Origin of the sequence: Bradyrhizobium ivorense, from assembly GCF_900696085.1 — a bacterium.
Taxonomy (GTDB): Bacteria; Pseudomonadota; Alphaproteobacteria; order Rhizobiales; family Xanthobacteraceae; genus Bradyrhizobium; species Bradyrhizobium ivorense.
The window spans coordinates 618,427-637,387 of record NZ_CAADFC020000016.1 but is presented as its reverse complement, the minus strand read 5'-3'; the positions used below and the strand labels follow the sequence as shown (position 1 = coordinate 637,387).

Annotated in this window: 23 protein-coding genes and 1 tRNA gene; 15 read left to right on the top strand and 9 right to left on the bottom strand. The window is 64.6% G+C overall.

Going from position 1 to position 18,961, the window contains the following annotated elements; translation table 11 throughout:
• Positions 1-5 precede the first annotated feature (5 nt).
• Together CI41S_RS22870 and ccoS are read left to right on the top strand one after the other, a co-directional pair.
• Positions 6-2,192: a heavy metal translocating P-type ATPase gene (locus tag CI41S_RS22870; protein ID WP_139861679.1), complete on the top strand. Its 2,187-nt coding sequence runs from the start codon at positions 6-8 to the stop codon at positions 2,190-2,192.
• A complete protein-coding gene (gene ccoS, locus CI41S_RS22865) occupies positions 2,192-2,359 on the top strand; it encodes a cbb3-type cytochrome oxidase assembly protein CcoS (RefSeq protein WP_139861678.1) in 168 nt (55 codons plus the stop codon). Before CI41S_RS22870 ends, ccoS begins: the two co-directional genes overlap by 1 nt.
• 134 nt (positions 2,360-2,493) lie before the next feature.
• On the opposite strand, the gene CI41S_RS22860 is transcribed toward ccoS, so the two are convergent.
• Entirely contained in the window at positions 2,494-2,802 is a 309-nt protein-coding gene (locus CI41S_RS22860) for a hypothetical protein (protein ID WP_244626639.1), read from the bottom strand.
• 702 nt (positions 2,803-3,504) lie between these two features.
• Between CI41S_RS22860 and CI41S_RS45390 the strand changes: the two genes are divergently transcribed.
• Complete coding sequence (locus CI41S_RS45390; protein WP_139861677.1) at positions 3,505-3,771, top strand: helix-turn-helix domain-containing protein; 267 nt, start codon at positions 3,505-3,507, stop codon at positions 3,769-3,771.
• Positions 3,772-3,802: 31 nt separating this feature from the next.
• On the opposite strand, the gene CI41S_RS22850 is transcribed toward CI41S_RS45390, so the two are convergent.
• Together CI41S_RS22850 and CI41S_RS22845 are read right to left on the bottom strand one after the other, a co-directional pair.
• Positions 3,803-5,173 (bottom strand): tyrosine-type recombinase/integrase, encoded by a 1,371-nt coding sequence (locus CI41S_RS22850; protein WP_139861676.1) that lies wholly within the window; start codon positions 5,171-5,173, stop codon positions 3,803-3,805.
• 210 nt (positions 5,174-5,383) lie between these two features.
• Positions 5,384-5,468, bottom strand: a tRNA-Leu gene (locus CI41S_RS22845).
• Positions 5,469-5,631: 163 nt separating this feature from the next.
• Here CI41S_RS22845 and CI41S_RS22840 point away from each other — a divergent pair.
• Positions 5,632-6,228 carry a disulfide bond formation protein B gene (locus CI41S_RS22840; RefSeq protein WP_139480534.1) on the top strand — a complete coding sequence of 199 codons (597 nt, stop codon included), beginning with the start codon at positions 5,632-5,634 and terminating at the stop codon, positions 6,226-6,228.
• A 323-nt stretch (positions 6,229-6,551) separates the two neighbouring features.
• Here the strand turns inward: CI41S_RS22840 and CI41S_RS22835 are convergent, their stop codons facing one another.
• Both CI41S_RS22835 and CI41S_RS22830 read right to left on the bottom strand, forming a co-directional pair.
• Entirely contained in the window at positions 6,552-7,637 is a 1,086-nt protein-coding gene (locus CI41S_RS22835) for an AbrB family transcriptional regulator (protein WP_139861675.1), read from the bottom strand.
• Between the two features lie 175 nt (positions 7,638-7,812).
• A complete protein-coding gene (locus CI41S_RS22830) occupies positions 7,813-8,094 on the bottom strand; it encodes a PsiF family protein (RefSeq protein WP_139480536.1) in 282 nt (93 codons plus the stop codon).
• A gap of 182 nt (positions 8,095-8,276) precedes the next feature.
• Here CI41S_RS22830 and CI41S_RS22825 point away from each other — a divergent pair, with 182 nt between their 5' ends.
• On the top strand, positions 8,277-8,768 hold the full coding sequence (locus tag CI41S_RS22825; protein ID WP_139861674.1) for a hypothetical protein: 492 nt from the start codon (positions 8,277-8,279) through the stop codon (positions 8,766-8,768).
• Between the two features lie 68 nt (positions 8,769-8,836).
• Here the strand turns inward: CI41S_RS22825 and CI41S_RS22820 are convergent, their stop codons facing one another.
• Positions 8,837-9,403: a TetR/AcrR family transcriptional regulator gene (locus CI41S_RS22820; RefSeq protein ID WP_139861673.1), complete on the bottom strand. Its 567-nt coding sequence runs from the start codon at positions 9,401-9,403 to the stop codon at positions 8,837-8,839.
• A gap of 102 nt (positions 9,404-9,505) precedes the next feature.
• Here CI41S_RS22820 and CI41S_RS22815 point away from each other — a divergent pair, with 102 nt between their 5' ends.
• From CI41S_RS22815 to CI41S_RS22790, 6 genes are all read left to right on the top strand, one after another.
• Complete coding sequence (locus tag CI41S_RS22815; protein WP_139861672.1) at positions 9,506-9,940, top strand: acyl-CoA thioesterase; 435 nt, start codon at positions 9,506-9,508, stop codon at positions 9,938-9,940.
• A gap of 5 nt (positions 9,941-9,945) precedes the next feature.
• The gene (locus tag CI41S_RS22810; RefSeq protein ID WP_139861671.1) at positions 9,946-10,389 is read left to right on the top strand and encodes a PaaI family thioesterase; all 444 of its coding nucleotides are present in this window, start codon (positions 9,946-9,948) and stop codon (positions 10,387-10,389) included.
• Positions 10,390-10,646: 257 nt separating this feature from the next.
• Positions 10,647-11,033 (top strand): CidA/LrgA family protein, encoded by a 387-nt coding sequence (locus tag CI41S_RS22805; RefSeq protein WP_139862122.1) that lies wholly within the window; start codon positions 10,647-10,649, stop codon positions 11,031-11,033.
• On the top strand, positions 11,030-11,752 hold the full coding sequence (locus CI41S_RS22800; RefSeq protein WP_139861670.1) for an LrgB family protein: 723 nt from the start codon (positions 11,030-11,032) through the stop codon (positions 11,750-11,752). Before CI41S_RS22805 ends, CI41S_RS22800 begins: the two co-directional genes overlap by 4 nt.
• A 135-nt stretch (positions 11,753-11,887) precedes the next feature.
• The gene (locus tag CI41S_RS22795) at positions 11,888-12,625 is read left to right on the top strand and encodes a sulfite exporter TauE/SafE family protein (RefSeq protein WP_139862121.1); all 738 of its coding nucleotides are present in this window, start codon (positions 11,888-11,890) and stop codon (positions 12,623-12,625) included.
• Between the two features lie 36 nt (positions 12,626-12,661).
• A complete protein-coding gene (locus CI41S_RS22790) occupies positions 12,662-13,339 on the top strand; it encodes a DsbA family protein (RefSeq protein ID WP_139861669.1) in 678 nt (225 codons plus the stop codon).
• Between the two features lie 24 nt (positions 13,340-13,363).
• Here the strand turns inward: CI41S_RS22790 and CI41S_RS22785 are convergent, their stop codons facing one another.
• Positions 13,364-14,275: an NmrA family NAD(P)-binding protein gene (locus tag CI41S_RS22785; protein WP_172626666.1), complete on the bottom strand. Its 912-nt coding sequence runs from the start codon at positions 14,273-14,275 to the stop codon at positions 13,364-13,366.
• Positions 14,276-14,381: 106 nt separating this feature from the next.
• On the opposite strand from CI41S_RS22785, the gene CI41S_RS22780 reads away from it, so the two are divergent.
• Complete coding sequence (locus CI41S_RS22780; RefSeq protein WP_244626638.1) at positions 14,382-15,014, top strand: TetR/AcrR family transcriptional regulator; 633 nt, start codon at positions 14,382-14,384, stop codon at positions 15,012-15,014.
• 360 nt (positions 15,015-15,374) lie between these two features.
• On the opposite strand, the gene CI41S_RS22775 is transcribed toward CI41S_RS22780, so the two are convergent.
• On the bottom strand, positions 15,375-15,581 hold the full coding sequence (locus tag CI41S_RS22775; protein WP_139480544.1) for a hypothetical protein: 207 nt from the start codon (positions 15,579-15,581) through the stop codon (positions 15,375-15,377).
• 131 nt (positions 15,582-15,712) lie between these two features.
• On the opposite strand from CI41S_RS22775, the gene CI41S_RS22770 reads away from it, so the two are divergent.
• Positions 15,713-16,027, top strand: coding sequence for a hypothetical protein (locus tag CI41S_RS22770; protein ID WP_139480545.1), 315 nt, complete (start codon positions 15,713-15,715; stop codon positions 16,025-16,027).
• Positions 16,014-16,667: a nucleotidyl transferase AbiEii/AbiGii toxin family protein gene (locus CI41S_RS22765; RefSeq protein ID WP_139861667.1), complete on the top strand. Its 654-nt coding sequence runs from the start codon at positions 16,014-16,016 to the stop codon at positions 16,665-16,667. The genes CI41S_RS22770 and CI41S_RS22765 overlap by 14 nt, the downstream gene beginning before the upstream one ends.
• 19 nt (positions 16,668-16,686) lie before the next feature.
• Here the strand turns inward: CI41S_RS22765 and CI41S_RS22760 are convergent, their stop codons facing one another.
• On the bottom strand, positions 16,687-17,574 hold the full coding sequence (locus CI41S_RS22760; RefSeq protein ID WP_139861666.1) for a LysR family transcriptional regulator: 888 nt from the start codon (positions 17,572-17,574) through the stop codon (positions 16,687-16,689).
• Positions 17,575-17,690: 116 nt separating this feature from the next.
• Here CI41S_RS22760 and CI41S_RS22755 point away from each other — a divergent pair, with 116 nt between their 5' ends.
• Positions 17,691-18,431: an SDR family oxidoreductase gene (locus tag CI41S_RS22755; protein ID WP_139861665.1), complete on the top strand. Its 741-nt coding sequence runs from the start codon at positions 17,691-17,693 to the stop codon at positions 18,429-18,431.
• Positions 18,432-18,961 lie beyond the last annotated feature (530 nt).

Below are 18,961 nucleotides of genomic sequence, written 5' to 3'. Positions count from 1 at the left end.
CCCGCATGCAAGCGGATATCGATTTCTCGCACTATTTGAAGAATACGGGAACGGGGCTCGTCCATCTCGATCTCGCGGTCGAGGGCATCAGCTGCGCAGGCTGCATGGCCAAGATCGAGCGCACCCTCTCGAACATTCCCGACGTCACCTCGGCTCGCGTGAACCTGACCGACAGTCGTTTGGCGCTGGAGTGGAAGGCCGGCGCCCTCGATCCGGCACAGTTCGTGAGCCGACTCGCCGAGCTCGGCTACAAGGCCTATCCGTTCGAGCGGGACGACGCCGAAACGCTGGAGGCGCAGCGGGCGAAGGGCCTGTTGCGCCGGTTGGGTGTCGCTGCCTTTGCCGCGATGAACGTGATGATGCTGTCGGTTCCAGTGTGGTCCGGCAACGTCTCCGACATGCTGCCGGAACAGCGCGACTTCTTCCACTGGCTGTCGGCGCTGATCGTGCTGCCGGCGGCGGCCTATTCGGCGCAGCCGTTCTTCTCGTCGGCGCTGTCATCGCTGCGGGCACGCGGCGTCAACATGGACGTGCCGATCAGCATCGGGATCGTGCTGGCACTGGCGACCTCAGTGATCGAGACCTTTAACCACGCCGAACACGCCTATTTCGATGCCGCGATCATGCTGATCGCGTTCCTGCTCGCTGGCCGTTACCTCGACCAGAACATGCGGCGACGCACCCGCGCTTTCGCCGGCAACCTCGCGGCCCTCAAGGCGGAGACGGCGACGAAGTTCATCAGCCCGACCGAGATCAAGACGGTCCCGGCGGCTGCGATTCGGCCTGGCGACATCGTGCTGCTGAGGCCCGGCGAGCGATGTGCGGTCGACGGCAATGTGGTCGAAGGCCGCTCGGAGGTCGATCAGAGCCTGATCACAGGCGAAACCTTGCCGGCGGTGGCGACGCCTGGAAGCACCGTATTCGCGGGCATGCTGATTCGCTCGGGCACTTTGCGCGTCCGCGCGTCGGCGGCCTCCGGTGGCACGCTGCTGGATGAAATATCCCGGCTGCTGGATCACGCGCTGCAGGCACGCTCGCGCTATCTTCGTCTGGCGGAGCGTGCATCAAGGCTCTATGCCCCGGTCGTGCACGCGACCGCGTTGCTTACGATGCTGGGTTGGCTAGCCTATGGTGCGAGTTTTCACGACTCGATCGTGACGGCGATTGCGGTCTTGATCATCACCTGTCCCTGCGCGCTCGGCCTGGCCATTCCCGCCGTGCAGACCGTGGCATCCGGTGCGCTGTTCGGTTCGGGCGTGCTGCTTAACGCCGGCGATGCAATCGAACGTATCGCGGAGATCGACCGGGTGATCTTCGACAAGACGGGCACTCTGACATTGCCCGACCTCGACGTCGCCAATCTCGTGGACATCCCGGATGAGGTCGTGAAGCTTGCAGGCCGGCTGGCACTCTCGAGCCGTCATCCGGTCGCTGCCGCGGTCGCGCGCAAGGCGGGGGCGGCTTCACCGCTGCCGGACATCCAGGAGGAACCGGGTCAGGGCGTGCACGGCTTTCACGACGGGCGTCCGATCCGGCTGGGCCGCCCGTCATTCTGTGGTGCTGACGACCTCGCGAACGAGATCCTGTGCCGCGATCCGGAGGCGTCAGTCGTCGCATTCAGCCAAGGCGAGCACAGATATGCCTTCTCAGTTCGGCAACGGTTGCGGCCGGATGCGGCCGAGGTGATAGCAGCGTTGACCCGCATAGGCGTCGCCGTTGAGATCGTGTCGGGGGATCGCGAGCCGGCGGTCCGGCTCGCGGCCCAGATGCTGGGCGTGCACGAATGGCGTGCCGAGGTCTTGCCGGTCGACAAAATTGCTCGGATTGAAGATCTGGCGCGCCGTGGCCACAAGGTGCTGATGGTCGGCGACGGCCTGAACGATGCGCCGGCGCTGGCCGCCGCGCACGCCTCGATGTCTCCAGTTACGGCGACGCATATGAGCCAGGCGGTCGCCGATGCGGTCTTTCTCGGCGAACGTCTTGCGCCGGTGCTGGCAGCAGTCAAGGTGTCCCGGACGGCGCTGCGGCTGATGCGGCAAAACCTTTGGCTTGCCGTCGTCTATAACGTGCTGGCCGTACCGATCGCGATCGCTGGCCTGGTCACACCGCTGATCGCAGCGGCGGCAATGTCGGGATCGTCGGTGATCGTGATGCTGAACGCGCTGAGGGCACGTACGAGGGAGGCGGTCTGATGGAAGTTCTGGTTATCCTGGTGCCGCTGGCTCTTGCACTTGGCTTTGCCGGCTTGCTCGGGTTTCTCTGGTCACTGAAGAGCGGTCAATACGATGACCTCGATGGCGCCGCCTGGCGTGCCATTGCCGACGACGAGCCCGTCGGCGGTCAGGGCCGGTCCAAGTAGTGAAAATGCACCAGTGAAACCGCGGATGCGAGGGGCAGCGCTGTGCAGGCGAAGGGCCAGCACGATTGGTCCGGCCCGTCTGCCAGCGTTGCCGTGACCGCAGTAGTTGGTTGATGGCACCAGCGGTGCCATCGTCAGCAGCAGCACACCGGCAGCACGTCGGGCCGCCAGTAGCGCCAGTGTGTCGCCGACACAGCGATGGGGCGCATCGTGGTGGCATCTAACCATCCGTCGGCATGCCGAATGCAGGGGAAGCCCAGCGGATGTCGATCGTCGACCGCGAGCTCGATCACGCAGTCGGACGGCGCCGACGCGATGTCGTGCCACCCGAACCGGGCTAGCCTTCGAATCAAAGCGTTGAAGATCCGACGCATGTCGCAAATCACTCCAATCGGTGGATCGATCATCACGCGCTTGATCGTGGAGTGTTTGACGTAGAGCAACTCCAGAGCCGGAGGCTCTGTTATTTCTTTTGGCGGCCGGGTTGTTCAAAGAACAGCACAACGAAATCGACGGGAAGCGTCCCCGTGGCCGTTCTTTTGTTGCCCGCGACATTCACTCAGGTAGCAAGAAGCCGCGCGCCCGACTGCATGGAAGCGCCTGCCACCTGTCAGCCCTTCTCCGTTGGCTGGAAAGGCGAGAATCGTGGATGCAGTGTCGTATCCACTCACCAACACGCGAGTTCGCCCGACGCCTTCGAACTTGCGTGCGAACGAAAAGTGCACGTATCTGGTGCGGTTTCTGGTGCGGTGGTCACGCCGAGGACAACGAAGACCAAGCAAGGTACTGATATTTTTGGTGGGCCCGGCAGGACTCGAACCTGCAACCAGACCGTTATGAGCGGTTGGACTGATGCGTCTTGGTGATATCCTCGCGCATCACTCACTCACACACACTCTCTCTCGTTCTTCCGCGGCAGGCAGCTTTGATACTTGGACCGCTCACGCCTTATTGAACAGTTTCACCACATGCGCCGAAGCTTGCCAGAGCTTGATGTGCATGTGGCGTAACTCGATTGAAATTGCCACAGCTCAGTCCGTGAAATTTTCGGAGCTGTTGAACTGCCTTCACTATTGGGTTTTGCTAATCCGATCTGTCTCCCGCGTGCTGTAATCAAGCGACTGCTCTCGTGACAAGGAGAGGCTATGACGGATGATCTATTGGAAGAGGACGGGCGGAGCTCGCCCAGAAACCCGCTTTCTCCTACGAGCGATCGCGACGTGAAAGTGGTCCCGTTTCGGGAGCGACTCAGCTGCACGGTGGACGAGGCCTGCACGGTAACGGGCTTGGGACGCACGAAGCTTTATGAGTTGATTGGATCGGGCCAACTTGTCACAACAACGATTGGGCGTCGGCGCTTGGTGATAGTGCGATCGCTTCTTGAACTTGTGGGCACAACTATTTCGGCGTGACCAAGCCTTAATCAGCCTGATAGGCGCGCGCTCAGCGCTGCGCGCCTCCCTTGATCGGAATGACCCTCTTGGGATTGAGCCAGTGGTCAATCCGATCGGCCCAATGCTGCATCAGCTTTGTGCGCGAGCCGATCAGCGCGAGCGGTCCGTGCTTCTTGTAGAGACCTTCGACGGTAGAGCTATCGAGATGCGCGAGCTGCAGCTCGACGACATCACCGTCCCACGCTTTGGCGTCCTTGATCTCTTCGTGGTGAGACAAGGTCGAGAAGGTGGTCCGAAATCCGTGGGCACAATGTTCAGTCTTGGTGTCAATGCCAAGCAGCCGTAAGCGCTTGTTGAGCGTGTTGTTCGACAGCGGCGTGTCCCTGGAGCAGGAGAACGCGTACCGGCGATGACCCGTTAGCTTCTGAACGCTCCTAAGAATCGCAAGTGCCTGGCGTGACAGAGGCACGACGTGGTCCCAGCCGGTCTTCATCTTGGCGGCTGGAACAGTCCAGCGTTCGGTGTCCCAATCGACCTCGGTCCACTCCATTTCATTGACCATCCCGGGGCGAGGAACGGTCAGCGCGTCGAAGCGTAAGGCAAGGCCAACAACGTCACTAAACCTCGCTCTCGTCCACGGTACGCTGATGAGCTTGAAAACGCGCGTCACGTCGCGTGGTTCGGTGACGCCAGGACGCGGCGTCGAAATGTTCGCAATCATCTGTCCATTCAGGTTACGGAATGGATTGTAGCCGTCTCCTTCGACATCGGCATAGTCGCAGATTTGCTCACCGATGCTGCGCACGCGGTCGCGGGTTTCCAGCTTCCCGTCGGCTTCATATGAACGCATGAAAGCGAGCACGTCCGGACGCTTAATGTCCTGCCTGCACAGCTTGCCGAAGCGGCCCTTGACGTAGCCGACGCGAAGCTCAAGCACCTCGATGGTCTTGGGATCGCGCACCGCTACGACCCTGCCGCGTTTGACTTTCTCCACTTTCTTCTTCGCGAGCCACTCGTCCGCCCATTGCCCGAAAGACCGGGCGGCCGCCCGCCTGTGCTTGTCCAGCTGCTTCTCGGTGCTCGGATCTTTTCCTTCCTTAAGCTGCTCTTTGGCCTTGTCGCGCTCGCGCCGCGCGTCAGCAAGAGAGAACGAGCCATCACTGCCATTGCCGTAAGGGCCAATGGAGTAGGTTTTCTGACGGCCGTGGAATCGGTAGCTCATCCGCCAGAGTTTGGAAGCAGCGTGCCCGGGCCTACTCACGTCGGGCGTGACGAATAGATAGAGGCCGCCGCCGGTCACGTCGGAAATCTTGGCCGGGCTCCACGCGCCGCCGCCGAATTTCGGTCGGGCGGCGCGGCAGTCGACGTCGCTCCTGATCTGCTTGGGGTTTGCGTACGCGCCGTCGTTCTTGCGAGCCATCTGCTCAATTCCATCGTTCGGAATAGCGGAAGTCACCGTGAACGTCTGTTCTCCCGATACCAACAAAAATACCAACAAATCGCGCGGCTGGGGTCGGATGAGAACAAACGGTGACGAACACCGACTTATGCAGAAGTGCCTATTTTTCAAGGGCTTGGAGCGCTGTGCGGACGGTTGTGGACGCTCGCGAACGGGCCCGAACGACCTAGTTGGTGCCCCTGGCCGGAATCGAACCAGCACTCCTTGCGGAACTCGATTTTGAGTCGAGCGCGTCTACCAGTTCCGCCACAGGGGCCTTCATGGCCCGAGCCGTGGAAAATGGCCAGGGTTGCGAAGCGCGCGGACTATAGCGGGCGGCCCGTCGCGGTCAACCCGCGCGGATGTGATTGTCCCGCGCCTCGACAGCGGTATTTTCGCGCGATACGACCCGGGAGAGCAGGGCCGGGGCCTCAACGAGCATGGCCCGTCCGAACGATGCCCGCAGGCGACCTGCCGAGAGAAGTGCCAGGAGAACTGCCGTGACGCTCGCCGCCGCCCATCAGTCGCATGCCGCCGCCACCGGCAATCCGGCGCTGACCTCGGCCGCCGCGATCGCCGTGATTGCGGCCGCGACCTTGGCCGGCGCCTGGTTCTTCCAGCTGGTGCTGGAGATCCTGCCCTGTCCGCTCTGCCTCGAGCAGCGCTACGCCTATTACCTCGCGGTCCCGCTCGGCGCCGTGGTGGCGTTCGCGGCGGCGAAGGGCGCGCCGCGTCCGGTGCTGCTGGCGGGGCTTGCGATCCTCGGTCTCGCCGCGCTGGCCAATGCCGGGCTCGGGGCCTACCACGCCGGCGTCGAATGGGGATTTTGGCCGGGACCGACCGATTGCTCCGGCCCGGTGATGGATTTCAGCAAGGCCGGCTCGCTGCTCGAGCAGCTCGACAAGGTCAAGGTGATCCGCTGCGACGAGGTGCAGTGGCGCTTCCTCGGCATCTCGCTCGCCGGCTACAACGTGCTGATCTCGCTCCTGATGGCCGCGATCGCCACCTGGGGTGTCGCAAAGACGGCCAGGGGCTGATTCGCAGACCCGTCCTACACGCGCTAGCAATCCCGTCATGCTGAGGAGGCCGCGTCGCGGTCGTCTCGAAGCATGCGCGGCCACCGGCGGGGCCGTCGACCCTTCGAGGGCCGCTGAAGAAGCGGCCACCTCTGGATGACGGGTTGGTTTGCTCAACTTTGCTCGGTGTCATCACCCGCGCATGCGGGTGATCCAGTATTCCAGAGGCAGTAGGGAATGAACCGAGAGGCCGCGGCGTACTGGATCGCCCGGTCAAGCCGGGCGATGACAGTGGTGGGTGAGGACAAAGCTTCACACCCTCTCAGGGTGACGGGTTGGGAGGGCTAATCGTCGACGTCGTCCTGGGGGCGGCCGAACAGATGGATGATGCCCGGCGTCGAGATCGTGACGAACACGAAGCGCGACAGATGATGGGCGCCGACGAAGATCGGGTCGATGTGCAGGGTCAGCGCCAGCGCAAGCATGGCGTCCATCGCGCCGGGCGCGAACGCCACCACGACGTCGGCCAGCCGCACATGGGTGGTGAAGGCGATCACCGCGACGAATACCGCCGAGATCAGGATCGCGATCGCGAACGAGCCGAGCCCGGCATTGATGTGGCTGAGCAAAGTAGAGGTCTTCATCCGCGCGAAGCGGGTGCCGATCAGCGCGCCGATGCCGACCAGCGCGACGTTGCGGATCCAGGGCGGCAGGCCGCCATCGACCAGGCCCGAGCCGTGCAGCAGGCTGGAGGCGAGCATCGCGCCGAACATCCAGCTTGCCGGAAATTTCACCCAGCGCAGCAGCAGCGAGGCGCCGATCGAGGCGCCGACCAGTGCGGCAAGGCCGAACGGCGAGGCGACCGTGGTCGGCAGCGGCGGCGGCGCGGCATGGGTCACCCCGGTCAGCGCCAGCACCATCGGCAGCGCCGCGGTCAGGATGATGACGCGCATGGTCTGCACCACGGCGATGGCGGCGACATCGGCGCCCTTTTCGGCGGCGAGGATGGTGATCTGCGACAGCGCGCCCGGGCTGCCGGCGAGTAAGGCCGAGGTCTGGTCCCAGCCGTGCACGCGCTGCAGATAGAGGCTGGAGCCGAAGGTCGAGCAGAAGGTCGCGAGCGCGAGCAGGCCGATGGTCAGCGGGTACGAGCTCATATGTTGAAGGAGTTGCTGCGACATCAGCGATCCCAGCGAGATGCCGAGCAGCAGCAGCACCGCCTGCGTCAGCACCGCCGGCACCGCGAGCGGCCGTCCCGCCAGCGCGGCGATCGCGACCGCGACCATCGCGCCGGAGATCAGCCCGCCCGGCAATTCCGCCCACAGGAATAGCACGCCGCCGGCGGTGCCGATGACGAGAGTCTCGAGCCCGTTCAGGACTTTGGCGCGGTCAGGAATGGCTGTCGCGACAGATGCGGGGAGCTGGGTCACGGCATCTTATGGCAAATTCGCATCCGTAGAACAATTGCAGCAGCGCCATGCAGCAATGCGCCGGCCGATCGATTGTGACAAGGCCGCGTCAACGCGAAGGGACCGCGCCCGATGTGTCGGGGCGGTCCCGCCTCGCCATCTCGCGTCGTCCGCCGGCGCGAGCGGGTCCGATCGATTACTGCTTGGCCGGTGCGGCCGCCGGCGCAGCCTTGTCGCCGGCTTCCTTCAGGCAGGCCTTGCGAAACTTCTTGCGCTCCTTGCCCTTCAGCTTCTTCTCGTCGGCCTGCCTCGAGCATTCCAGCGAGGCGGCGCTGCGCGGCTTGGACTCCTTGGCCGGCGCGGTGGCCTGCGGGGCGGCATCCTTGGCGGCCGGCGCGGCCGTTTGCGCGAACGCGCCGCCCATCAGCAGCACGGAGGCAAGCGCGGTCACGGTCGCGAGCGAGGAAATCTTCGTCATGGCAGGTACCTCATCGGGAAAGGAGCCGAACCGTCGCGCGGCGATGATGAACCGCGGATGAACATGCGGCGGTCCCGCCGCCACAATATTTTGCCGGGGCGGCGCGCCAGCGCGTTGTCGCAAGTTCGGGTTGCGCTAGGATAATGGTCTTAATTCCAATGCCCCCCAAAGGGAGACCAGGGATGAACATTCAGACCAGATTGTTGTGCGTGATGGCGGTGTCGGGCTTCGCAGCCTTCGCGGCAAGCGCGCCGGCGCAGGCGCTGACCGCGCAGGAGTGCAGCGCCAAGTACCAGGCGGCAAAGTCGGCCGGCACCCTCGGCGGCCAGAAGTGGAATGACTTCCGCAAGGCGCAGTGCGGCGCCGACGCGACGCCGGCTGCGGCGCCCGCCGCTCCGCCGCCGACGGCCGCCGCGCCGGCTCCGGCCGCGCCGAAGGAGGCCAAGAAGGAAGCTGCTCCCGCTGCGGCACCGGCAGCGCCGAGCGGTCCGGCAGTGTTTCCGAGCGCCATCGATCCCAAATATGCCAAGGAGACCGAAGGCAAGGGACGCATGCATACTTGCGTCGACCAGTACAACGCCAACAAGGCCACCGGCGGCAATGGCGGCCTGAAGTGGATTCAGAAGGGCGGCGGCTACTACAGCGAATGCAACAAGCGCCTGAAGGGCGCCTGAGCCGGCCGTTACGCGTTTTCGATCAGAGCGGCCGGCGCAAGCCGGCCGCTTTTGATTCGGCGCCGGCCCTACCGGCCCCACTGGTCATCCGCGAGCAGCTTGTCGGCCGACTGGGCCAGTAGTTGCGCGCGTTTGCGCGGGCCGCGGTCGGGAAACAGCAGGCTCTGGCCGAACAGGAAGCCGTAGAACAGGAACGCCTGCGCATCGGCCTCTTCAGTCGACAGCCCGGTGGCGCGATAGAGCTGGCCGACATTCTTCAGCCGCGCGGCGTCGACGCTTGCAGCCGCGGCGGCGGCAGCCTCGTCGGTGCGCGCCCACTGCCGGATCGCAAGCTCGATTGCCATCGCCTCGGTGTTCATGCGCTCGGTATACAGCGTGATGATCGCCTTCAGCCGCTCGCGCGCGCTGGCGCCGTCGAGCGCGGTCTGCTTCTCGATCGCCGCGATGCGCCCGTCCCGCCAGCGCACCAGCATCGCCTCGAGCAGCGCGGCGCGATCGCGGAAGCGGCGATAAAAGCCGCCCTTGGTGACGCCGAGATTCTTCGCCAGCACCTCGACCCGGACGCCGTCGACCCCGCTATGGGCGAGTTCGGCAAAGCCGGCGGCGATCCAGACGTCGCCCTTGCTTTCAGTCATGTGATCTCCGCAGACCGGACCCGATACGGTACCGTATTGCTAGCCCGCTTCGCCAGTGATACGCTACCGTATCAAGAATGGCAAAAGCGGAGGAGCGGCAAGATGGAGGGCGAGGCGACCTATCGCGGCGCGGTCTATCCCTGGCACTGCGACCACATCGGCCACATGAACGTGATGTGGTATGTCGGCAAGTTCGACGAGGCGAACTGGAACATGTTCGCGCGGATCGGGCTGACGCCGAGCTATCTGCGCGAGTCCGGCTGCGGCATGGCCGCCGTGCAGCAGAGCATCGCCTACAAGCGCGAGCTGTTCGCGGGCGACGTCATCGAGGTCAGGAGCCGGCTGGCGGAATTCCGCGACAAGTCGCTTCGCATCCTGCATGAGATGCGCAACGCGGAAACCGGCGATATCGCCGCGACCTGCGAGATCACGGCCGTGCATATCGATCGCGCCGCGCACAAATCGGTGCCGTTCGCACCGGCGATCCGCTACGCGGCGATGCCGCATCTGGTCCCTGCCGAACCCGCAATCGCGTGAGCGCCATGCCGAGCTTCGAGCCGAAGAATCCGGATTTTCGCGCCGTCGCGGCCGACACCTTCGCGCGCCAGCGCGCGATGCAGACGCTCGGCATTTCGATCGCGCGCATGGCGCCGGGCGAGGTCGATCTCGCAATGCCCTATGCGGTAGAGTTCACCCAGCAGCACGGCTTCGTGCATGCCGGCATCATCACCGCGGGGCTCGACAATGCCTGCGGCATCGCGGCCTTCACGCTGATGCCCGAAGGCGCCGGCATCCTCACCGTCGAGTTCAAGACCAACCTTTTGGCGCCGGCCCGCGGCGAGCGCTTCCTGTTCCGCGCCGTGGTGGTCAAGCCCGGCCGCACGCTCACTGTGTGCGAGGCCAAGGCCTACGCCGTGCAAGACGGCGTCGAGACGCTGGTCGCGACCATGACCGGCACCCTGATGGCGCTGCAGCCGCGGGAGTAGTGAGCGGCCCGCAATAATCCATCCCCGTCATCCCCGCGCAAAGGCTTCGCCTTTGTCGCTGGAGGTGCGAGCCCCTTCGGCGAGCCTCGAAGGATGAATCGGCCCCGCCCGTGGCGGTGCATCCTTCGAGACGCGGCCAAGAGGCCGCTCCTCAGGATGACGGGCCTGGCAAAGGTGCGCCCCGACAGCGCCTCACGCATTGACAAGCCCCCGCCGCGGCGACCTGATAGGTGGATGTCCTTCGCGAACGCCGCACCATGATCGCCAGCCTCAGCCTGATCCTGCTCTGCCAATTGATCGGCGAGGTCGCGGTGCGCGCGCTTGGCGTGCCGGTGCCGGGCCCGGTGATCGGGCTGATGCTGCTGCTGGCGCTGCTGTTCGCGCGCGACCGCTTCGCCGCGTTCGCGCGCGGGCCGCTCGCCAATGACGGTGTCGAGAGCGCAAGCCGCGGCATGCTTGCCAATCTCTCGCTGCTGTTCGTGCCGGCCGGCGTCGGCGTGGTGCAGAAGCTCAACCTGCTCGAAGCCCACGGCGTCGCCATCCTCGTGGTGCTGGCGATCTCGGTGGTGATCACGCTGCTGGCGACGGTCGCGACCTTCGTCGCCGCCAGCCGTCTCCTCGCCCGCCGCGAGGAGAGGCGATGAGCGACAATCCGTTCTCGCTCTGGGTCTATCTTTCGCAGTCGCCGCTGCTCTGGCTGACGGTGACGCTCGCGACCTATGCGGTGGCTGACGCGGTCTCGCTGAAGACCGCGCGTCACCCGCTCGCCAATCCGGTGCTGCACTCGGTGTGGATCATCGCCGTCTTCCTGCTGGTGACCAAGACCTCCTACACCGCCTATTTCGCCGGCGCGCAGTTCGTGCATTTCCTGCTCGGGCCGGCGACGGTCGCGCTCGCGGTTCCGCTGTACGAGAACCGCAGGCGGGTCGCGGCCGCGATCCTGCCGATGCTGATTGCGCTCGTGGTTGGCTCGATCGTGGCGATCGTCTCGGTGGTGCTGCTGGCCGAAGCCTTCGGCCTGCCGCGCGATGTGGCGCTGTCGCTGGCGCCGAAATCGGTCACCGCCGGCGTCGCGATGGGGATCAGCGAATCCCTGCATGCCGATCCCTCGCTGACGGCGGTCGCGGTGATCCTCACCGGCATCATGGGCGCCATCATCGTCACGCCGCTGATGAACCGCGCAGGCTTCACCGATTACCGCGCTCGCGGCTTTGCGGCCGGCATCGCCGCGCATGGCATCGGCACGGCGCGCGCGTTCCAGGTCGACGAGGTCGCGGGTGTCTTTGCCGGCATCGCGATGAGCCTGAATGCGCTGGTCACGTCGCTGCTGGTGCCGCTCGCCGTGACAATTCTGCTGCGCTGATAGCCGATGCAGTGCAGTTTTTTGCTATCGGCATAGCGCTGGACAGCAAATTCTTCTAGGGTCGCGGCCGCAAACGCGAGTCTGTTCCCCTTGGTCTTCTCTGCAGCTCAAAGTGTGCTTGGCCTCGCATCGGGCATGCTGGTCGGCTTCTCGCTCGGCCTGGTCGGCGGCGGCGGCTCGATCCTGGCCGTGCCGCTGATGGTCTATGTGGTCGGCGTGCCCGAGCCGCATGTCGCGATCGGCACCTCGGCGATCGCGGTCGCTACCAACGCCGCGGTCAACCTCTCCAACCATGCGCGCGGCGGCACCGTGATCTGGTCCTGCGCGCTGGTGTTCGCGCTGTCGGGCATGTGCGGCGCATTCGGCGGCTCGATCCTCGGCAAGATGCTCGACGGCCACAAGCTGCTGGCGCTGTTCGCGCTGGTGATGCTGGTGATCGCAGGGCTGATGCTGAAGACCCGCGCGCGGGTCGGGCTGACCGACGTCAAGATCTCGATGGCCAACATGCCCGCGATCACCGGCTTTGGCCTTGCCACCGGGACCATGTCCGGCTTTTTCGGCATCGGCGGCGGCTTTCTGATCGTGCCGGCCCTGATGCTGGCGACCGGGATGCCGATCATGAACGCGGTCAGTTCCTCGCTGGTGGCCGTCACCGCCTTTGGCATGACCACCGCATTGAGCTATGCATGGTCGGGACTGGTGTCGTGGGGCCTGGCGGCGTTGTTTGTCGCCGGCGGCATCGCCGGGGGGCTGGTCGGCACGCGGTCGGCGCGGCACCTGTCGGAACGGCGCGGCGCCCTCAATATCGTCTTTGCGGCGGTGATTATCGCCGTCGCGATCTATATGTTGCTGCGTAACATCAATGTGTCCTGAGCGTAGAACGGCGAAGGACCCGCGCGAAAGCCAGACATGAACCAACTGACCAAACCATCCGGGATCAATTCCGGGCTCACCCGCCGCACAACGCTCGGCCTGTTCGGCGCGGGCATCGGGCTGCTGGCGGCAGGAGCTGCGCGCGCCGAGGAAGAGAAGGTGTTGACCGAGGCCCAGGTGCTGCGCGATCCGGAGATTCCCGTGATTGGAAATCCCGACGGCGACATCACCATCGTCGAATGGTTCGACTACAACTGCCCCTATTGCCGCAAGCTCGCGCCCGAGCTCCGTCAGGTGGTGCAGGACGACGGCAAGGTCCGCCTGGTGTTGAAGGACTGGCCGATCCTCGGGCCGGTGTCCAAGGTCGCGGCGCGGATGGCGCTGGCGGCACGCTACCAGAACAAGTTCGAGGCCGCCCATGAGGCGATGATCTCGGTCAATTCGCGCATCACCGAGCCGCGCATCGCCGAACTGCTTTCCGGCGCCGGCCTCGATGTCGACCGGCTGAAGAAAGATCTCGACGCCAACGCCAAGGCGATCGACGCGCTGCTGGTGCGCAACAACGAGCAGGCCGAGGCTTTCGGCTTCAACGGCACGCCGTCCTTCATCGTCGGCAAATACCGCGTCCCCGGCGCGCTCAGCATGGACCAGTTCGAGCAGGCGATCGCCGACGCCCGCAAGGCCAACATGGGCCGCAAGATCGAGAGAAACTAGGGGGAATGCACCGGCGGCGAAGCGCTAGCTCGCGAGCAATTCGCCTTGCTTCTCGCGCACGAAGGTCTCGAACGGTTTCGGCGGTGCGCCGCCGATCTTTTCGATCGTACCGGTCACTGCATAGCGGGGATCCTTCGGGTCGATCGCGGCGCCGCGGATCGCCCGCCACAGTGAGGACAGATGCTCGACTGCATGGGGATTGTAGTCGCGTGCCCGCGCATCTTGGCGCCATTCGTCGTCGGAGATTTGCTCGTACCGCACATCGCGGCCAAGGACGCGCGCGAAGGTCGCGATGATCTCCTTCAGCGACAGCGTTGCGCCGATCAGCGGATAGGCGGTGCCCGCCTTAAGTTCGGGGCTGGCCAGAAGGCCGGCGGCGACGCGGGCGACATCTTCGCCCGCAACCAGCGGCAGAACGGTATTTTCGCCGCCCCAGGGCAGCCGGACCGCACCTTGCGCTGGCAGGCTCTGACGGACCAGTGCTGCGACATTTTCGTAGAAGATGGTCGCGCGAATATGCACCGCACCGATGTCGGCCCATTCGAAGACCTGTTCTGACAAATAGTTCTGCCGCATCCGCGGCGTCGGCGCATCGGGAGAGGATTGCAGCATCACCAGATTGACCAGCCTGGATACGCCGGCCTCACGGGCGGCCAGTGCCATTGGGGTAGCCGCGTCGAGAAGACCGTCCTGGACCGGATAGGCGAAATAGATCGCCGACGTGCCTTGCGCAGCGCGCTGGACCGAACGGATGTCGAGAAAATCGCCCTGGACGATTTCGGCGCCAAGTGCGCGCAGTCGCTCCGATCGTTCGTCGATCGTATGGACAAAGGCGCGCACGGGAACGCCACGCGCGAGCAGCATTTCGGACACGTGACGGCCGGTCTTGCCTTGCCTGCCGCCGCCTGCAGATGTGACGAGAATGGGTTTTGTCATGACTACACCCCTAGGATTCGCTGGTACCATATGGTACCAAGCTGCAGGCAATGTGCGGTACCGACTGGTACCAAGTCAAGGTGGCCGGATGACAGTTAAACAAGTTGTGAAGTCGCGCGCGGATGCGGCCGGGGAAGTCCCGGTACGCCGGCGCATCCTGGAGGCAGCCTTTTCGGCGTTCATGGAGCAGGGCTTCGCCAAGACCTCCACGCTCGAAATCGCAACGCGGGCGAAAGCATCGAAGCGCGAGCTCTATGCGCATTTCGGCAGCAAGCAGGAGATCCTGGCCGCCTGCATCGCCGAGCGCGCGAAACGATTGCGCATGCCGGCCGATTTGCCTGAGCCGCGCGACCGCCAGACGCTGACGCTGGCGCTGGCCGCGTTCGGAAGCAATCTCTTGCGGGAGATCAGCGATCCCACCGTGATCGCGGTGTTCCGGCTGGCAATCGCCGAGGCGGTCCGCGCGCCAGATGTCGCCAAGGCGTTGAACGATGTCGGTATCGCAGCAAGCCGCACCGCTTTGCGCGAACTCATGACCCGCTCCCGTGCGGCGGGGCTGCTCGACGGCGAGTCTGCAGAAATGGCCGAGCATTTCGTGGGCCTATTATGGGGAACCCAGATGACACGTCTGCTGCTCGGTGTCGGCAACCGTCCGAGCCCGCGCGAAATCACACAGCGCGCCGAGGCGGCGACGGCGGCGTTACTGCGACTTTATGAGCCGCCGGCTGCAGCGAACTGAAGATCAGCAAGTTCGAACCAAATCTTGTTGCGCGCTTACCCCAGAAAGCGGACATCGGGTGTTTATGAGTACACGCCCTAGTTCTGCGACGTCATAAGTGTCGCCTCTCTTCGTTCCGCCCGTCATTGCGAGGAGCGAGAAAGCAATCCATCCTTCCACGTTTGCTGACCAAAGGATTGCTTCGCGGAGCCTGTCATCGGGCGGCGCTTTGCGCCGACCCGTTGGCTCGCAAAGACGGCGGAGGGAACTGCTGGGCGGCCTCATGGTTTGAGACAGCACTGAAGCGTTTTCGCCAAGAATCATGGCCTCTCCGGCGCCGGAGAGGCCATTTGTTTTGTGTCGACCATAGGACGTCCGCGGCTACTTCGCGGCGATTTTGGTCCATTCCTCGTGCGCCCGCGTCTTCAGCGCATTCCAGTCCTGGGCTGCGACGTCCCAATTGACGATGGTGCGGGTCTCCTGCGCAGTCTGTCCGCTGGCGACGCTCGATGTCCGCATGGAATCGATGACATAGACGCCGCAAACCAAGAGCAGCGCGCCCAAAATCATGCCGAGAAAGACTCGCATCACATGTTCTCCGGTGTTGACCGGGATAACGCCGTGGGGGTAGCGCTGGTTCCGGATGGGGGCAGCGTTGTCGGTCCGCGCGCGCCGGTGTTCTGCGTGGAAAATCAGTGCCGATTCGGCTAGGGTAGGTCATGACGGCAGAGCGCCCACCGACCGATCTCCTGCAGCAATTTCGCCGCAAATATCTGTGGTGGAAGCCGGTCGATGGCCGTCCGTTTTCCGAAGAGCGCGTGATCGCGCAAACGATGGATCTCGGGACATATGACGATATCCTCCTGCTCGAGGATGCGGTCGGTCAGGCGCGTCTGGTCGAGATCATGCGGGGTGCCGAGCCCGGCTGGTTCAGCGATCGTTCGTGGGAATTCTGGCGAGGCCGGCTGACATTCGCGACCGGCATGGCAATTCCCGACAAGGCCCCGCGCAGGGGATTCCATGCCACAGTTTGAGCCGCGACTTGATATCCTGCCGGCGGCACAGCGGGAGATATGGCCCAGTCTGGCTGCCGCCCGCCGATTGAAGTTCGTCCTTTACGGCGGGACCGCCATCGCACTCCAGCTTGGCCATCGCGAATCCGTCGATTTCGACTTTTTCTGTACCGAAGGCCTCGACAAGGAACGCATTCGTGCCGAGTTCTCGTTCATTGCCGACGCCGTAATCCTCCAGGATGCGCCGGACACCTTGGTGGTTCTGGCTGAGATGCCGTCCGGCCCGGTCAAGGTTTCGTTCTTTGGCGGTCTCAAAATTGGCCGCGTCAACGATCCACTTGAGACCGCCGACGGCGTGCTGCTCGTTGCTTCGCTCGACGATCTGATGGCGACCAAGATCAAGGCCACGCTGGACCGCGCCGAAGCCAAGGATTACCGGGACATCGCCGCCATGCTGTCCGCGGGCGCTTCGCTGCCGACGGCACTAAGTGCCTTCAAGGCGATGTTTCGGGGCGAGCCCGCGCAGGCATTGCGAGCGCTGGGGTTCTTTGACGACGGCGATCTGAATACATTGCCCGCCGCCGATCGAGACGTTCTGTCGAATGCGCGAGACCGGGTTGGGCAGTTGCCCGAGGTCCGTCTTAAGGCCGGTCTTTGTTGAAGCGGCGTGACGGTCCCCATCACCTTCGCTCGAACGCCCGCATCACGTAATCGATGAACACGCGAACCCGCGGCGAAAGCTGGCGGTTGCGCGGGTAGAGCAGGTGCACCGGCACCGATGGCGGCGGGCAGTGCTGCAGCACCGGCAGCAGCGTGCCGTTGGCGAGATCGGTCTCGGCGTGGAAGCGCGGCACCTGCACGAGGCCGAGGCCGAGCCTGGCGCTGGCGAGATAGCTCTCCGGGCCGGTCACCGTCATCGGCGCCGGCAGCGGAAACTGCCTTGTCGCGCCGTCGATCACGAACTCCATCGGCCGCAGCCGTCCCGTGGTCAGCGAGCGGATGCCGATCATGCGATGGCCGTCGAGCGCGAACGGATCGGTCGGCAGGCCGAAGCGCGCGAAATAGTCGGGCGTCGCGCAGGTCAGCCGCTCCAGCAGCGTGACCTCGCGCGCGATCATGTCGCTGTCAGGCAGCCGGCCGAAGCGCAGCACGCAGTCGACGCCCTCGCGGATCAGGTCGATCCAGCGATCGCTCTCGCTCATGTTGATCTCGATATCGGGATATTCGGCGAGGAAGCCGGGCAGGTTCGGCAGCAGAAAATGCCGCGCCAGCGTGCCCTGCACTTCGAGCCGCAACAGCCCCTTCGGCCTGGCACCGCCGAACGCGCCCTCGGCATCCTCGAGATCTGCAATCAGCGACAGGCAGCGCCGGTAATGCGCCTCGCCGTCGAGCGTCGGCCGCACCGTGCGCGTGGTGCGCTCGAGCAGCCGCACGCCGAGCCGCGCCTCCAGCCCCTTGACCGCATCGGTCACCGTCGAGCGCGGCAGCCCGAGGTCGTCGGCGGCCAGGGAAAAGCTGTGCCGCTCCACCACGCGGGTGAACACCCGCATCGCATCGAACCGGTCCATTGTCCGAAAATCCAGAACAGTGATGCCAGAAGATGCATAATTATCCGATTTATGCCAAGGCGTAGCGTCCTCCTATCGAACGCGGCTTGGTCCGCACAACCGGATGGAGACTGAAAATGACCAACCAAACCAACAAGGTAGCACTGGTGACGGGCGCCTCGCGCGGAATCGGCGCCGCGGTGGCCGAACGGCTCGCCAAGGACGGTTTTACCGTCGTCATCAACTACTCCGGCGACGCCAAGCCGGCGCAGGCGGTTGCCGACCGGATCGAGGCGGCCGGCGGCCGGGCGCTGACGGCCAAGGCCGATGTCAGCGACGCGAGCGCGGTGCGCGGCATGTTCGACGCAGCGGAAGCCGCCTTCGGCGGCGTCGACGTGCTGGTCAACAATGCCGGCATCATGAAGCTCGGCAAGATCGCCGACAGTGACGATGCGGCCTTCGACCAACAGGTCGCGGTCAATTTGAAGGGCAGTTTCAACACCATGCGCGAGGCGGCGCGGCGGCTGCGCAATGGCGGACGCATCGTCAACTTCTCGACCAGCGTGGTCGGCACCAAGCTCGAGACCTACGGCATCTATGTCGCGACCAAGGCCGCGATCGAATCTCTGACCGCGATCCTGTCGAAGGAATTGCGCGGCCGCGGCATCACCGTGAATGCGGTCGCGCCCGGCCCGACCGCGACCGATCTGTTCCTGCACGGCAAGTCGGACGAACTAATCGACCGCTTTGCCAAGATGGTGCCGCTGGAGCGGCTCGGCACACCGACCGATATCGCCGGTGCGGTTTCTTTCCTTGCCGGTCCCGACGGCTCCTGGATCAACGGCCAGACGCTGCGCGCCAACGGCGGCCTGGTCTGATCCGCTCTGGCCCAACTCTCGTTCAAGCCGCGGGTGAACGGGGAACGCCGAGCGCTCCATCTATCACCGTCATCCTGAGGAGCGGCCACTTGGCCGCGTCTCGAAGGATGAATCGGCCCCGATGTAGCCGCGCGGCCGCAGCGGGGCCGTCGACCCTTCGAGGGCCGCTGAAGAAGCGGCCACCTCAGGGTGACGGGGAGGTTTGCTCAACTTTCTCGGTGTCATCACCCGCGCAGGCGGGTGATCCAGTATTCCAGAGGCGGTGGTGAATGACCGAGAGGCCGCGGCGTACTGGATCGCCCGGTCCATGTGCGCAATTGCGCACAGGCCGGGCGATGACAGATGTGGGTGAGGACAAAGCTTCACACCCTCTCAGGGTGACGGGGCGAGATTGTGCGTACTTCTATCTCGGTCATTGCGAGCCAACGGGTCGGCGCAAAGCGGCTCCGCGAAGCAATTCATCTCTCCACGAGCGGAGGCATGGATTGCTTCGTCGCTTCGCGCCTCGCAAAGATGGGGTGGACGGCCCC

What these genes read in the sequence shown, in the direction of transcription:
- CI41S_RS22870 (WP_139861679.1), top strand. Translation starts at nt 6, where the DNA reads ATGCAAGCGGATATCGATTTCTCGCACTATTTGAAGAATACGGGAACG.
- ccoS (WP_139861678.1), top strand. Translation starts at nt 2,192, where the DNA reads ATGGAAGTTCTGGTTATCCTGGTGCCGCTGGCTCTTGCACTTGGCTTT.
- CI41S_RS45390 (WP_139861677.1), top strand. Translation starts at nt 3,505, where the DNA reads ATGACGGATGATCTATTGGAAGAGGACGGGCGGAGCTCGCCCAGAAAC.
- CI41S_RS22850 (WP_139861676.1), bottom strand. Translation starts at nt 5,173, where the DNA reads ATGGCTCGCAAGAACGACGGCGCGTACGCAAACCCCAAGCAGATCAGG.
- CI41S_RS22840 (WP_139480534.1), top strand. Translation starts at nt 5,632, where the DNA reads ATGGCCCGTCCGAACGATGCCCGCAGGCGACCTGCCGAGAGAAGTGCC.
- CI41S_RS22830 (WP_139480536.1), bottom strand. Translation starts at nt 8,094, where the DNA reads ATGACGAAGATTTCCTCGCTCGCGACCGTGACCGCGCTTGCCTCCGTG.
- CI41S_RS22825 (WP_139861674.1), top strand. Translation starts at nt 8,277, where the DNA reads ATGAACATTCAGACCAGATTGTTGTGCGTGATGGCGGTGTCGGGCTTC.
- CI41S_RS22820 (WP_139861673.1), bottom strand. Translation starts at nt 9,403, where the DNA reads ATGACTGAAAGCAAGGGCGACGTCTGGATCGCCGCCGGCTTTGCCGAA.
- CI41S_RS22815 (WP_139861672.1), top strand. Translation starts at nt 9,506, where the DNA reads ATGGAGGGCGAGGCGACCTATCGCGGCGCGGTCTATCCCTGGCACTGC.
- CI41S_RS22810 (WP_139861671.1), top strand. Translation starts at nt 9,946, where the DNA reads ATGCCGAGCTTCGAGCCGAAGAATCCGGATTTTCGCGCCGTCGCGGCC.
- CI41S_RS22805 (WP_139862122.1), top strand. Translation starts at nt 10,647, where the DNA reads ATGATCGCCAGCCTCAGCCTGATCCTGCTCTGCCAATTGATCGGCGAG.
- CI41S_RS22800 (WP_139861670.1), top strand. Translation starts at nt 11,030, where the DNA reads ATGAGCGACAATCCGTTCTCGCTCTGGGTCTATCTTTCGCAGTCGCCG.
- CI41S_RS22795 (WP_139862121.1), top strand. Translation starts at nt 11,888, where the DNA reads ATGCTGGTCGGCTTCTCGCTCGGCCTGGTCGGCGGCGGCGGCTCGATC.
- CI41S_RS22790 (WP_139861669.1), top strand. Translation starts at nt 12,662, where the DNA reads ATGAACCAACTGACCAAACCATCCGGGATCAATTCCGGGCTCACCCGC.
- CI41S_RS22785 (WP_172626666.1), bottom strand. Translation starts at nt 14,275, where the DNA reads ATGACAAAACCCATTCTCGTCACATCTGCAGGCGGCGGCAGGCAAGGC.
- CI41S_RS22775 (WP_139480544.1), bottom strand. Translation starts at nt 15,581, where the DNA reads ATGCGAGTCTTTCTCGGCATGATTTTGGGCGCGCTGCTCTTGGTTTGC.
- CI41S_RS22770 (WP_139480545.1), top strand. Translation starts at nt 15,713, where the DNA reads ATGACGGCAGAGCGCCCACCGACCGATCTCCTGCAGCAATTTCGCCGC.
- CI41S_RS22765 (WP_139861667.1), top strand. Translation starts at nt 16,014, where the DNA reads ATGCCACAGTTTGAGCCGCGACTTGATATCCTGCCGGCGGCACAGCGG.
- CI41S_RS22760 (WP_139861666.1), bottom strand. Translation starts at nt 17,574, where the DNA reads ATGGACCGGTTCGATGCGATGCGGGTGTTCACCCGCGTGGTGGAGCGG.
- CI41S_RS22755 (WP_139861665.1), top strand. Translation starts at nt 17,691, where the DNA reads ATGACCAACCAAACCAACAAGGTAGCACTGGTGACGGGCGCCTCGCGC.